Here is a 12,096-nt window from a genome sequence, read left to right on the forward strand (position 1 = left end):
AGCGCTTAGTTCAAGCGTGCCTTGACGTCGCCAAGTGCCTTCTTGAACAGATCGCTCTGGGCGCCGGCGTCCGCCTTGGCGGCAATGACCTTCTCGGCAGCGGCGATCGCGAGATCGACGGCAGCGGAACGAACCGCGTTGATCGCGTCGCTTTCGGCCTGCTTGATCTTCTGTTCCGAAAGAGCCGTGCGACGAACGACGTATTCCTCGGTCTTCTGCTTGGCTTCCGCGGTCAGCATTTCGGCTTCGCGCTGGGCGGCAGCGACGATGCCGGCAGCTTCCGCTTCGGCATCCTTGCGCTTGCGCTGGTACTCAGCGACGAGGCCCTGTGCTTCTTCGCGCAGGCGCTTGGCTTCGGTCAGCTCGTTGCCGATCTTTTCGGCGCGGGCGTCGAGCGCCTTGCCGACCATGCCCGGAACCTTGAGATAGGCAATCAGGACGAAGAACAGGATCAGGCCAACGAAGGCATAGAAAGTTGCATCAAGATGCATAGTTCAGTGCTCCTCAGTTGCCAGCCGATGCCTTGACGGCAGCGGTGATCTCGGCCTTGGTGACGGTTCCGCCGATCAGCTGCTTGACGACAGCCGTTGCGGTTTCCTCGGCGATGGCGCCGACGTCGGCCAGTGCTTTTGCCTTGATGTCGGCGATGCGGTCTTCTGCAGCCGAGATCTTCTTGGCAAGGTCGGCTTCGACGGCGGTGCGGTCAGCATTGGCCTTGGCTTTTGCGGATTCGCGGGCGTCGTCGGCGATCTTGTGACCCTTGGACTTGGCGGCTGCCAGGTCCTGCTCGTAGGAAGCGATGGCAGCGTCGGCTTCGCCCTTGAGGCGGGACGCTTCATCGAGATCCTGAGCGATCCGATCGTGACGGGTTTCCAGAATTCCGCCGATGCGCGGAATGATGACCTTCGACATCAGGAGATAGAAGAGGCCGAACGTGATCGCGAGCCAAAGCAGCTGCGATGCGAAATGGGTCGTATCGAAGGGCGGGAACACGCCGGAGCCAGCCTCGCCTTCGTGAGCCACACCCGTTTCGGTGTGCACCTCACCGGCCGCAGCGGCATCGTGTGCTTCGGCGCCTTCAGTGGTGGTTGACTGCTGGGCATAAGCCGCGGTCACAAACATGCTCACCTCCAGGTGCACTCAAGAATATGCGCGGCCGCGACCTTTTGACGGGTCGCGGCCGAAACTCCAGCCGATATTAGACGGCGAAGAGGAGGAGCAGGGCTACGAGCAGCGAGAAGATGCCCAGAGCTTCCGTAACGGCGAAGCCGAATACGAGGCGGCCGAACTGGCCGTCAGCAGCCGACGGGTTACGCAGCGCGCCAGAGAGGTAGCTGCCGAAGATGTTGCCGAGGCCGAGAGCCGTGCCGGCCATGCCGAGGCAAGCGAGACCTGCGCCGATGTACTTTGCTGCTTCCGCTTCCATGTTTGAACTCCTTCGAATGGTGTTGCGGCTTAGGATTGCGCTTCCGGCGGAGATCCGGCCGGAAGCAAGCGACTGTTATTCCTTAGTGGCTTCCGGGATGGACAGCGTCGTTGAGGTACATGCAAGTCAGTACCGCGAAGACATAGGCCTGGAGGAAGCAGACGAGGAACTCAAGACCGGTAATGGCGACGGTCATGATGAGCGGCAGGATGGCGCCACCGATGCCGACCGCGCCGAGGGCGCTGAGCGAGGTGACGAAGCCTGCGAAGACCTTCAGCGTGATGTGCCCGGCCAGCATGTTGGCGAAAAGACGGACCGAGAGGCTGATGGGGCGGGAAAGGAACGAGATGACTTCGATCGCGACGACGAGCGGCAGAAGGACGCCAGGAACGCCATGCGGCACGAAGAGCTTCAGGAAGCCGAGACCGTGCTTGTAGAAACCGTAGAGAATGACGGTACCGATGACGAACAGCGCCAGAGCGAAAGTGACGATGATCTGGCTGGTGACCGTGAAGAAGTAGGGCATCATGCCGAGCAGGTTCGCCGTCAGGATGAACATGAACAGCGAGAACACCATCGGGAAGAACTTCATGCCGCCGCTGCCGGCACCTTCGCGCAGCATCGAGGCGATGAATTCGTAGGACATTTCCGAGACCGACTGCATGCGGGTCGGGATAAGACCGCGCTGCGACGTCGTCAGATAAAGAAAGCCTGCGGCAACACCCACGGTCGCAGCCATGAACAGCGACGCATTGGTGAAGGAAAAGTCCATTCCGCCAATTTCGATCGGGACAATCTTATTGACCAGGAACTGGTGGGTCGGATCGTTTGACACCGCGCTTCTCTTTCGTTCTACCCGCCCGAGAGCGGAAACCGTTTTCTTCGGGGCAACGCCTCAGCGGGCGTCGCCGTCCTTCTTGTCATTCCCAGAACCGCCTCTTCCGGCTTCCGGTGTCGCCACCATACCGGCCGAGCGCAGCACATTCAGCACGCCAGCGCAGAAGCCGAGAAGCAGGAAGATAATCAATCCCCACGGCCCTGTACCCGCAAAGTGGTCCAAAAGATAGCCCAGAAACGCCCCGACAACGATGCCGGCGATGAACTCGCTCGAGAGCTTCATCGCCGCCGCATAACCTTTACGGCTTTCGGCGGCCCTGGCTTCCGCTACATCAGGCGTATTGGGCCTCTTGGCCTCAATCTTGTCGCCGAGCTGCTTCAGCCGCGCTTCCAGACTTTCTTCAGGTTTCTCCGCCACGTGGCTACTCCCTTGTCGTCCTTATCGGGTCTCAGACCGCGATTTCGGTCATACAATAGGCCTTCGCACAAGCCACGTTTCGGCCCCATTTGAAGTCGCGCGCAACATAGTTTTAGGCACCCGCATAGTCAAGGCGTGCAGGTCGCTTGATCGTGGACAATGTTTTCCATGAAATTCAATGGGTTAAGCACACGTTCATCGATCTTCGACAAGGTCGCGGCAGGATTCCGGCCGGAGACCGGCGGGAATCCCCCCTTCCGCGTGTGCGCAGGAAAGGCGGCGGAATCGCGTCGGGCGCGGATCAGCTCCAGCCGCCGCCATAGGTGCGATAGAATATATGCATGCCGATCTTGCCGACCCGCTTCATCGTCTTCGCCCACGGCGGATTGACGTAGGTTGCGTGGTAATGGGTGGCAGAGCCCACTTCCGGCAGCCAGATCTTGCCGGCGGTGACGGCCATCGCAACTTCCTTGGCGGTCTTCCAGTGCGAGCGGGAATAAATAAGGTCGCGGATCATGTCGCAGGCGAAGGAAAACTGGCAACGGTTGCGCCAGGCCTTGTTCTGATAAACAACGCCGCAGATGGTCTTCGGATAGGTGGGATTGCGCACGCGATTGAGAATCACTTGCGCGACCGCGGCCTGACCCTTGAGCGGCTCGCTACGGGCTTCGAAGTAGATGCCTTCAGCCAGGCAGGTCTGCTCTTCCTTGCTGAAGACCGACCCCGGCAATGCGGTGGCGGCCCAGGCGTGGTCGTCCGGCGCAATCTCGGGAATGAAGCGACCGGCGTTCCTGTCTTCGCGCAGGATCGAATCGAAGGGCGATTCACGCGCGTAGTCCGGCTCGGGCCGGACGTAAGCAGTCGCAAGAATGTCGGGGCGATCGTTGGTAACGAGCTTGGCCAGCATCGGCGAAACGCCGGGCTCCGCCTTTGGCGGCGTCTTCCGGTAGAAGGCGGTGGCGATCTCGATCTCCTTGCCTTCGATGCGGGACTTGGCGAAGACCATCTTCTCCCCCTCCCCCAGGCTTGGCTCCATCAGGGAGCTGGTGCGCTGCAGGATGGAGCCGGCGGAGAAATCCTTGGGCGGCGTTACCGGGGTCACGGCAACGACGCGACCCTTCTTGGCCTGACGGTTGACGCGGTCTTCGTCGGGCGTGCCCGAATGTTTGGTTTCCGCGGTCAGCGCGACGCGGCTGCCGTCCGGCATGGTGATGCCGGCGCCGCCGTCAAGCGCGCCCGTGGTGACCGGATCGGCAAACACCATTTCGGCTTCGTGGATCGAGCCGGCCGGCGACGGCGTCATATACATGCGCCAGCGCTCGCCGCCCCGGTTGATGCCGGACAGGAAGGTCGCGAGGTCGGCATAGGCCACAGACGAGGGAAAGCCGAGATAAAGCGCAAGGCCGATGATCGCGGGCGCCATCCAGGCGGACGGGTTCAGGCGAGACTTTAGACGCAGGTTCCGACTCTTACGCACCAACCGACTCCACGCAACGCTATCAGGCGGCACGGCTTCGCCCGCGCCGGCTATGCGCCAGCGTCGAGAATTCCGCGCGGGAAGATTAGACAATCAAGCAGCCGGACACTTCGCCGGGACCGCTCCGTTCGTGCTTTGAAAATGAAGCATTAACCTTGATGTTTGGTTAATGCGCGATCGCTGAAAGGTGGATGCCCCCACAACGCAACGAAGCCGCCTCCCCATCGGAAGGCGGCTTCGTTGCGTTGTATATCCGGCCCATCCCGCGGCCCGGCCAAGGACCGGGCAAACGTCAGATGATCACGTGCGAGCCGAGTTCGACCACGCGGTTGGTTGGCAGGCGGAAGTAGTCCGACGGATCGATTGCCGCATTCGCAAGCGCGATGAACAACCGGTCCTGCCAGTGCGGCATGCCGCTCTCGGCATCGGGCACGAGCTTGCGGCGGCCGAGATAGAAGGACGTCGACATGATGTCGAACTTCAGGCCCGACTTGCGGAAGAGACCGAGCGCCTGCGAGACGTTCTGCGTTTCCATGAAGCCGAAGCGCATTTCGAGCAATGTGAACCGGTCCGACAACGGCTGCATGCTCACCCGTTCCGACTTCGGCACCTTCGGCGTATTGGCCGTGCGGATCGTCAGGATGAAGTTCTGATTGTGCAGCACGTGGTTGTGCTTGATGTTGTGGAGCAGTGCGGCCGGCGTCGATTCCGGATCGCTCGTCAGGAACACGGCGGTTCCGGGCACGGCCACCGGCGCATGTTCGCTCTTGCGCTCGATCGACTTGATGAAGCTCGCCAGCGGAATGTCGATGTGGCGGGTCTTGGCGTGCAGGATTTCGGTGCCGCGCCGCCAGGTCCACATGATGATGATGAAGGTGGCGGCGATCAGCACCGGAACGTAGCCGCCGTCGTGGATCTTCAGCATGTTGGCGCCGAGGAAGATGAACTCCAGCGCGAAGAGCGGCAACAGCACAGCGGCGGCCGCAAGCGCCGACCAGTTCCAGCGCATGCGCAGGAACTCGAAGGAAAGCACCGTCGTCACCACCATCGCGCCGGTCACCGAGATGCCGTAGGCGGTCGCCAGCGATTCGGACGAACCGAAGACGAAGACCAGCGCCATGACGCCGAACATCAGGAGCGTGTTGACGTTCGGCAGGTAGATCTGGCCAGTATGGGTCTCGGACGTATGGAAGATCGCCATGCGCGGCAGGAAGCCGAGATGGATCGCCTGGCGCGTCAGCGAGAAGGCACCGGTTATCACCGCCTGGCTGGCGATGATGGTTGCCGCCGTCGCCAGAATGACCACTGGCAGCAGTGCCCATTTCGGGAACATCAGGAAGAACGGGTCGGACATCGCTTCCGGGTTCTTCAGGACGAAGGCGCCCTGGCCGAGATAGTTAAGGGTCAATGCCGGAAAGACGATCAGGAACCAGGCCCACTGGATCGGCCGGCGGCCGAAATGGCCAAGGTCGGCGTAGAGCGCCTCTGCACCGGTCACCGTCAGGAAGACGGCGCCGAGCACGATGATGCCGACATAGCCTTCGCTGAGCATGAAGCTCACGGCGTAGTAGGGATTGAAGGCCTTGAAGATCGATAAGTCGTCGGAGATGTGCACGAAACCGATGCCGCCCATCACCAGAAACCAGAGGAGCGTGATCGGACCGAAGAAATTCGAGACCGCCGCGGTTCCCTTCGACTGCACCGCAAAGAGCATCAACAGGATGACCACCGCGATCGGCACGACATATTCCGACAGCGCCGGCGTCACCAGCTTCAGACCTTCGACCGCCGAAAGAACCGACAGCGCCGGCGTGATCATCGCGTCGCCGATAAAGAGCGCGGCGCCGGCAATGCCCATGAAGAAGAGGATGGCGGCGTGGCCGTTGGCGGACTTCATCAACAGGGCAAGCAGCGACAGCGTACCGCCCTCCCCCTGGTTGTCAGCGCGCAGAAGAAACAGCACGTATTTGATCGTGACGATGATCGTCAGCGTCCAGATCATCAGCGAGATCAGGCCGATGATCTCCGCATCGGTCACACCGTCATGGGAAACCGGGCGCAACGCTTCGCGAAAGGCATAGAGCGGGCTGGTGCCGATATCGCCATAGACGACACCGATCGAACCAAGCCCGAGAACCAGCAGACGGCGCAGGTCCTTCGGCTCATGAGTGGAAGGGGCATGCGATTGGGTCATGCAAACCTACTGGCGTTCAAAGCCAGCCTTTCCAGCGGAAAAAGAAAAAGGGGATCACGGCCGATATCACCATCGCCGCGATCGCCCAGGGATAACCGAATTGCCATTCCAGCTCGGGCATGACGCGGAAGTTCATGCCGTAGACAGAGGCGACCAGCGTCGGCGGCAGAAGCACGACCGACGCGATCGAGAAGATCTTGATGATGGCGTTCTGCTCGACGTTGATCAGGCCGAGCGATGCATCGAGCAGGAAGGTAATGTTGCCGGAAATGAACCCGGCATGTTCGGACAGCGATTGGATGTCGCGCGAAATCGAGCGGCAGAGTTCGCGCGTTTCCTTGTCGTCCTGCACCTGCGGAACGGTGTAGACGAATGTCAGCAGGCGCGAGAGCGAGGCGAGGCTGTCGCGGGTCTTGGCGACCAGACGATGATGCCCGGCAACGTCGCGCAGGCGCGCCTCGAGAAAATGCGGCGGGCGGCGCTTGCCGGCGGCCTTGTCGCCGAAGACGGCGATCGACAGATCGTCGATCTTGGTCACGGCCTCTTCGAGAATTTCGGCGGTCCGGTCGGCGATCGTTTCCAGGAGCCGGGTCAAAACCACCGCGCCGTCTCGGCAATTTCCGGGGAAGCGGTGCATCGACGCCTTGAAGAGGGCGAAGGATCGGGGCTCGGCATAGCGGATGGTGACGAGCCGGCTACCCGCCAGGATGAAGCCGATGTCGGTCAGGCCGGGTATCTCCGTGTCCGAACGAAACACCAGTGACGCCGTCATGAACACGGCGTTCTCCTCGATATAGAGACGGCTCGAAGGCTCGATGTCCTTGAGGTCGTCGCGCGTCGGGATGGAAATGCCGAGCAGCTTTTCCATCATCAGATCTTCCGCCTTGTTCGGCTCGACCAGATCCAGCCAGATGAGGTCCGAACGCAAGCTCTCGGGCGGGTCGGCGGGCGTCAGGACGACGGCCGTGCCATCGGCGCAATAGCCGGTGATCATGCGAGCGTCCTCGTCATGCCAACCTTAGGGTCGAATGGAAGAGGCGAAAGGTCGTGCGCCACAAAATACCCACAATAGAGATCCATCGGATGGGACGTTCCGCCAGTCAGGACAAAGTCTTCAACTCAGTCATCGCGAGAGGCCAAGATCTCGGGCGAGAGGGCGTCAAGTTGGGCACCTTCGCAAGTGCGGCAAGGCATATGGCGCAACGCAAACGCAAAATCAATGCCCTCTTGCAATCCGGCACGCGGGCATGCGCCGCCAGTTCGGCGCCACCCTATAGCATGTTTGCTTAAATCAAAACCGAATCAAGGGCAAAACGATTCGTGCCCGGCAGCCGGGCAGAACCGCTTCGAGACAAACTACTCGAACACGATGTTCGGCGCGGCGCGGCTCTTGTCCTGCTGCGTGGCCGATACCTGTTCCCAGACCTTTGTCGCGATATCGCGGTAGACGCGCGCGACCTCGCCTGCCGGGTCGGAGGCGACCAGCGGCGTTCCTGCATCCGACGTCTCGCGAATTCCCATCGTTAGCGGCACCTCGCCGAGGAAGGGTACGCCGATGCGTTCTGCCTCCTTGCGGGCGCCGCCGTGCCCGAAGATGTCGTAGCGGTTTCCGGTGTCGGGCGCGACGAAGTAGCTCATGTTCTCGACGATGCCGAGCACCGGGACTTCCACCTTGCGGAACATGGCAAGGCCCTTGCGCGCATCGATCAGCGCCAGGTCCTGCGGCGTCGAGACGATGACGGCACCGGCAAGCGGCACCTGCTGGGCCATGGTGAGCTGGGCGTCGCCCGTGCCCGGCGGCATGTCGACGACGAGCACGTCAAGATCGCCCCAGGCGACCTCGCGCAACATCTGCAGAAGCGCCGACTGGATCATCGGTCCGCGCCAGATCATCGCCACTTCCTCATCGACGAGGAAACCCATGGACATGACCTTGAGGCCGTAATTTTCCATCGGGCGGATGAGCCGGCCCTCGATCTGCTGCGGCCGGCCGGAAATCTTCAGCAGCCGCGGCATCGAGGGGCCGTAGATATCGGCATCGAGCAGACCGACTTTCAGGCCGTTTGCCTGGAGTGCCAGCGCCAGATTGACCGACGTGGTCGACTTGCCGACACCGCCCTTGCCCGAAGCGACGGCGATAATCGCGCCGACGCCGGGGATCCCCGCCTTGGCGGGCGGTCCGCCAGCCGGACGCGGGGCGTGGGAGTGGCCTGCATGGGACGGTGCCTGCGGCTGCGGGCGCTGCACCGGCGCGCTGCCTGCGGCTGCCTTGCGATCGGCCGTCAGAGCGACCATTGCCGCGGTGATCCCGGGAATGTCACGCACCACGCGCTCGGCTGCAGCCCGCATCGGCTCCAGTTCCTTGGCGCGTTCGGCCGGCACGGTGATCGAGAAATAGGCCTTGCCGTCGGAGATGAAGACATCAGACACGAGCCCGAGGTCGACGATATTGCCTTCCATGCCCGGGCCACGCACCGTGCGCAACTTTTCAAGCACCACTTCTTTCGTGACTTCCGGCATCGCGCCCTCTCATTCTTTTGTTATCTCTTAGATAGTCGAGGCGGGGCGCTTCGCCAATGCGACATATCGGAAAAAGGAAGGGCCACCACCCGCCTCGGTGTCCGTACATCCGGGATCACCTTCAAGGCGGGCAGTGGCCCTTTCGGTCGCGACCTTCTTGGGCGCTGTCTTCTTTTTAGTCCCCTCTGGACATGCCAATAGAAATGCAGGATGCGTGCCAGTTTCAGATCTGGCGGAAATAGGCAGCAATTTCAAAAAGATAATCTCGACCGCCATTCATCGGCCGGCGATGGCATATGCCCAGTTTCTGAGCAACCGTCTGCAAATCGTCCAAGGATGGAGCAGATCGCCCAGATGACGGAACCTTGGCGACAGCATGCCGGGCTTCCCCAAGCTTCTTTCGATCGCATCAGGTCGAGGACATTCAGGAAGAGGCTTGCGGCGCAGGGCCGACTTGGGGCTAGCTGATGTAGCCCTTCTTCATCGCCTTCACGACCGCCTGAGTGCGGTTGACGGCGTCGAGCTTCTTGGTCACGTGGTTGAGGTAGTGGTTGACCGTATGCTCGGAGAGCCCGAGGATGCCGGCGATCTCGGCGCTGGTCTTTCCGGCAGCCGTCCAGCTCAAACACTGGATCTCGCGCTCCGAAAGTGCTGCGCCGCTACTCTTCCACACGGAGCCGATTTCGGCGAGGCGGTTATAGACATGGATTGCAATCATCTGCAGTTCCATGGTGACGGTCATCGGCAGTTCGACCAGCGGGCCCATCAGGATGACAGCGCCGCGGCCGCCCTCGGCGTCATGAACCGGGAAGTAGCTTGCCTGGAAGATACCGTTCTCGCGCAGCATCTCGATGTATTCGGCCGCCGATTCCGGTTTGCCGCCCTCTCCCTCCCAGGCTGCAAGCGTCACCTGGAACGGCGTCGTCGTCTCGCGCAGGCGGCGCACGCCGGTGCTGAAGCGCAGCATCGACAGGCTGTCATACTTGTTCAGCAGCTCGGCCGGCATGTTGGAGATGACGGTGCTCGCGGCGAGGCGCTCCACGTCGATCGAGGGGATCGAGCAGATCAGAAACGTCTTGAAGCCAAAAACCTGCGTGATCCGCCGCATATAGCGGATGATATCGAACTGGGTCTCAAGCTTTGCGATCTCGGACGCGAAATCGCCGCCCCGGGGCAGATCTGCGTCAGTCATCCCGGTCGTCATCGTATCCTGCATTCGCGCGTTCCATGGCATTCATCACGTATCAAATAGACCGAGCCGCCTGCCAATGCCAACAGATGATCGAAAATCCCTGCCGCTTCGACCCAAAAGTCTGTGTATTTCCCCTCGTGAAGGCCGATATTGCCATCAGCTCGCGCGCGACGCGTGCCGGCGATCAGTTGATCAACCCGGCGCGCACGGCCTTTGCGACGGTCTGAACGCGATTGACCGAATCCAGCTTGCGCGTTGCCCGGTTGAGGTAGTGGTTGACGGTATATTCGGACAGCGCCAGAATTTTCGCCATTTCACTGGTGGTCTTGCCGGCGGCCGCCCAGCGCAGGCACTCGACCTCGCGGCGTGAAAGGCTTCCCGCACCGCGCTTGTCGCGATCGCGCACCTCCATGTATTTGCTGTAGAGCACGCCGGCCCAAAGGTTGAGCTCCTGAAGCTCGTCATTGGAAACCACGGGACGGTCGCCGCCAAAGGCGATCGCGGCGCGGTGGCCGCTCGCATCGTGCACCGGCAGATAGAGGCCGCGCGGCATGTTCGCCTGCTCGAAGACGCAGACCGCCGCATCGCCCTTGCCGTCGGCTCGGCGGCGCGCAAGCTGGTGCGCGTCGTAGGTAAAGGGGATGGTGCTGCGCCGAAGCCGCTGGATCACCGGGCTGCCATTGATCAAGCCGGCACTGTCATAGCCTTTGAGAAAGGCGGCCGGGTAGTTCGTCATCAAGGCGTTGACGGACAGGCTGTTGCTCTCCGTTTCCGGAATGGCAAGCACCAGGAAACCACGGAAACCGTAGGAATCCGCAACCTGGGCGATCACGCGCCTGATATCCTCTTCGCAACAAATCGGCCCACGGATGGTTCGCCCATCAGGAAGCGCCAACGCCGACAAATTCGCGCTGAAATCAATCATCTTCCGCCCTTTTCCACATCCGGTTCCATGCGGGAACCGGCCGCTGACGCCGCATGAAGATCACGTCAAAAATTTATACCAATACCAAAAACGAACCAGACTAAGACCATCCACGAACCTGAGTCTGATATATTAAAGCTATCGAGCGAGACGCGCCACGTCCAGTCGATGTTTCTAATTTACCGTAAAGTGAATTCAAGGTCCACCACGGCCGGGCCCAAGACGGATCGCCGCGTCCTCGCCAACCGCTTGCGCCGCTGCCCGAACCGCTGCCGCCCAGGCCGACAATTGTTCCATGGTCACCCGATAGGCGGGCCCGGTCACCGACAGGCCGGCCGCAAGTTCGCTGCCGGGAATGAGGATAGGTGCTGCAACGCAGCGGATCTCCGTTTCATGTTCCTCGCGGTCGAAGGCGTGGCCGTCGCGCCGGATTTCCTCGATCTCCGCCAGCAAGGTGGCGGCCGAGCGATGGGTGTGCGGCGTGAAGGCCTGAAACTCGGTTCGGGCCAAAATACCTTCCAACTCCGGCTGTCCAAGCAAGGACAGGGCCGCCTTGCCGATGCCAGTGCAATAGGCCGGCGACGCCTTGCCGATCTGCGAACTCATGCGCACCGTCTGGCGGCTTTCTACCTTGTCGACATAGACGATCTCGGTCTCGCGCAGAATGCCGAGATGCACGGTCTCACCGGTCAGTTCGTGCAATCGCTGCAGGTGAGGCTCGGCAACGTCGCGAAAGCGATTGGCGGACCAGGAACGATAGGCCAGCGTCAGCAGCCGAAGGCCAGGCTCATAGGAGAGGTCGCGGCGCTGGATCAGCAGTCCTTCCTCGACCAGATGGCTGAGCAGCCGGTACAACGTGCCGCGCGGCTGGCCGGACCGGGCGAGAATATCGGTAAAACGCTGCGGGCCATCGGCGGTGACCACCGCTTCCAGGACGGTGATTGCCTTGCCGAGCGTGCCCGTGCCAGCCTCCGCACGCACTTCGTCCCCTCCGCCTGCCGCTTCATCCGTCATCGTCGCTCGCTTGTTTGTTTCCGATTGCAGTCGCGCGATCGGGCGCGCGACCTTGACAAGGTAGACGCTTCGACGTGATAATTCCATATAATA

General features: G+C 61.5%; 12 protein-coding genes. All 12 read right to left on the reverse strand.

Annotation, left to right across the window (positions count from 1 at the left end; genetic code table 11):
* Positions 1-5: 5 nt before the first annotated feature.
* The 12 genes from ASD63_RS22785 to ASD63_RS22840 all read right to left on the reverse strand — a co-directional run bounded on the left by ASD63_RS22785 (position 6) and on the right by ASD63_RS22840 (position 12,003).
* Positions 6-491 (reverse strand): F0F1 ATP synthase subunit B, encoded by a 486-nt coding sequence (locus ASD63_RS22785; protein ID WP_034801048.1) that lies wholly within the window; start codon positions 489-491, stop codon positions 6-8.
* 13 nt (positions 492-504) lie between these two features.
* Positions 505-1,122, reverse strand: a complete 618-nt coding sequence (locus ASD63_RS22790) for a F0F1 ATP synthase subunit B (protein WP_034801046.1) — start codon at positions 1,120-1,122, stop codon at positions 505-507.
* A 76-nt stretch (positions 1,123-1,198) separates the two neighbouring features.
* Positions 1,199-1,426, reverse strand: a complete 228-nt coding sequence (locus ASD63_RS22795) for a F0F1 ATP synthase subunit C (RefSeq protein WP_025426100.1) — start codon at positions 1,424-1,426, stop codon at positions 1,199-1,201.
* An 82-nt stretch (positions 1,427-1,508) separates the two neighbouring features.
* Entirely contained in the window at positions 1,509-2,261 is a 753-nt protein-coding gene (locus ASD63_RS22800) for a F0F1 ATP synthase subunit A (protein WP_034801044.1), read from the reverse strand.
* 60 nt (positions 2,262-2,321) lie between these two features.
* Positions 2,322-2,681: an AtpZ/AtpI family protein gene (locus ASD63_RS22805; RefSeq protein WP_034801042.1), complete on the reverse strand. Its 360-nt coding sequence runs from the start codon at positions 2,679-2,681 to the stop codon at positions 2,322-2,324.
* Between the two features lie 301 nt (positions 2,682-2,982).
* On the reverse strand, positions 2,983-4,104 hold the full coding sequence (locus tag ASD63_RS22810; RefSeq protein WP_051659572.1) for a cell wall hydrolase: 1,122 nt from the start codon (positions 4,102-4,104) through the stop codon (positions 2,983-2,985).
* Positions 4,105-4,450: 346 nt separating this feature from the next.
* On the reverse strand, positions 4,451-6,352 hold the full coding sequence (locus ASD63_RS22815) for a potassium transporter Kup (RefSeq protein WP_060529838.1): 1,902 nt from the start codon (positions 6,350-6,352) through the stop codon (positions 4,451-4,453).
* A 16-nt stretch (positions 6,353-6,368) separates the two neighbouring features.
* The gene (locus ASD63_RS22820; RefSeq protein ID WP_034801039.1) at positions 6,369-7,346 is read right to left on the reverse strand and encodes a magnesium transporter CorA family protein; all 978 of its coding nucleotides are present in this window, start codon (positions 7,344-7,346) and stop codon (positions 6,369-6,371) included.
* Positions 7,347-7,708: 362 nt separating this feature from the next.
* Positions 7,709-8,872, reverse strand: coding sequence for an Mrp/NBP35 family ATP-binding protein (locus ASD63_RS22825; RefSeq protein ID WP_034801037.1), 1,164 nt, complete (start codon positions 8,870-8,872; stop codon positions 7,709-7,711).
* A 460-nt stretch (positions 8,873-9,332) separates the two neighbouring features.
* Complete coding sequence (locus ASD63_RS22830; RefSeq protein ID WP_051659571.1) at positions 9,333-10,106, reverse strand: LuxR family transcriptional regulator; 774 nt, start codon at positions 10,104-10,106, stop codon at positions 9,333-9,335.
* Between the two features lie 142 nt (positions 10,107-10,248).
* Positions 10,249-10,989: an autoinducer binding domain-containing protein gene (locus ASD63_RS22835; RefSeq protein WP_034801035.1), complete on the reverse strand. Its 741-nt coding sequence runs from the start codon at positions 10,987-10,989 to the stop codon at positions 10,249-10,251.
* 195 nt (positions 10,990-11,184) lie between these two features.
* A complete protein-coding gene (locus ASD63_RS22840) occupies positions 11,185-12,003 on the reverse strand; it encodes an IclR family transcriptional regulator (protein WP_051659582.1) in 819 nt (272 codons plus the stop codon).
* Positions 12,004-12,096 lie beyond the last annotated feature (93 nt).

The organism is Ensifer sp. Root558 (assembly GCF_001427045.1).
In the GTDB taxonomy this organism is placed as follows: Bacteria; Pseudomonadota; Alphaproteobacteria; order Rhizobiales; family Rhizobiaceae; genus Ensifer; species Ensifer adhaerens.

Bases quoted from the DNA above. Each gene is read 5' to 3' on its own strand.
- ASD63_RS22835 (WP_034801035.1), bottom strand. From the start codon at position 10,989: ATGATTGATTTCAGCGCGAATTTGTCGGCGTTGGCGCTTCCTGATGGG.
- ASD63_RS22830 (WP_051659571.1), bottom strand. From the start codon at position 10,106: ATGCCATGGAACGCGCGAATGCAGGATACGATGACGACCGGGATGACT.
- ASD63_RS22825 (WP_034801037.1), bottom strand. From the start codon at position 8,872: ATGCCGGAAGTCACGAAAGAAGTGGTGCTTGAAAAGTTGCGCACGGTG.
- ASD63_RS22815 (WP_060529838.1), bottom strand. From the start codon at position 6,352: ATGACCCAATCGCATGCCCCTTCCACTCATGAGCCGAAGGACCTGCGC.
- ASD63_RS22785 (WP_034801048.1), bottom strand. From the start codon at position 491: ATGCATCTTGATGCAACTTTCTATGCCTTCGTTGGCCTGATCCTGTTC.
- ASD63_RS22795 (WP_025426100.1), bottom strand. From the start codon at position 1,426: ATGGAAGCGGAAGCAGCAAAGTACATCGGCGCAGGTCTCGCTTGCCTC.
- ASD63_RS22810 (WP_051659572.1), bottom strand. From the start codon at position 4,104: ATGGCGCCCGCGATCATCGGCCTTGCGCTTTATCTCGGCTTTCCCTCG.
- ASD63_RS22820 (WP_034801039.1), bottom strand. From the start codon at position 7,346: ATGATCACCGGCTATTGCGCCGATGGCACGGCCGTCGTCCTGACGCCC.
- ASD63_RS22840 (WP_051659582.1), bottom strand. From the start codon at position 12,003: ATGACGGATGAAGCGGCAGGCGGAGGGGACGAAGTGCGTGCGGAGGCT.
- ASD63_RS22790 (WP_034801046.1), bottom strand. From the start codon at position 1,122: ATGTTTGTGACCGCGGCTTATGCCCAGCAGTCAACCACCACTGAAGGC.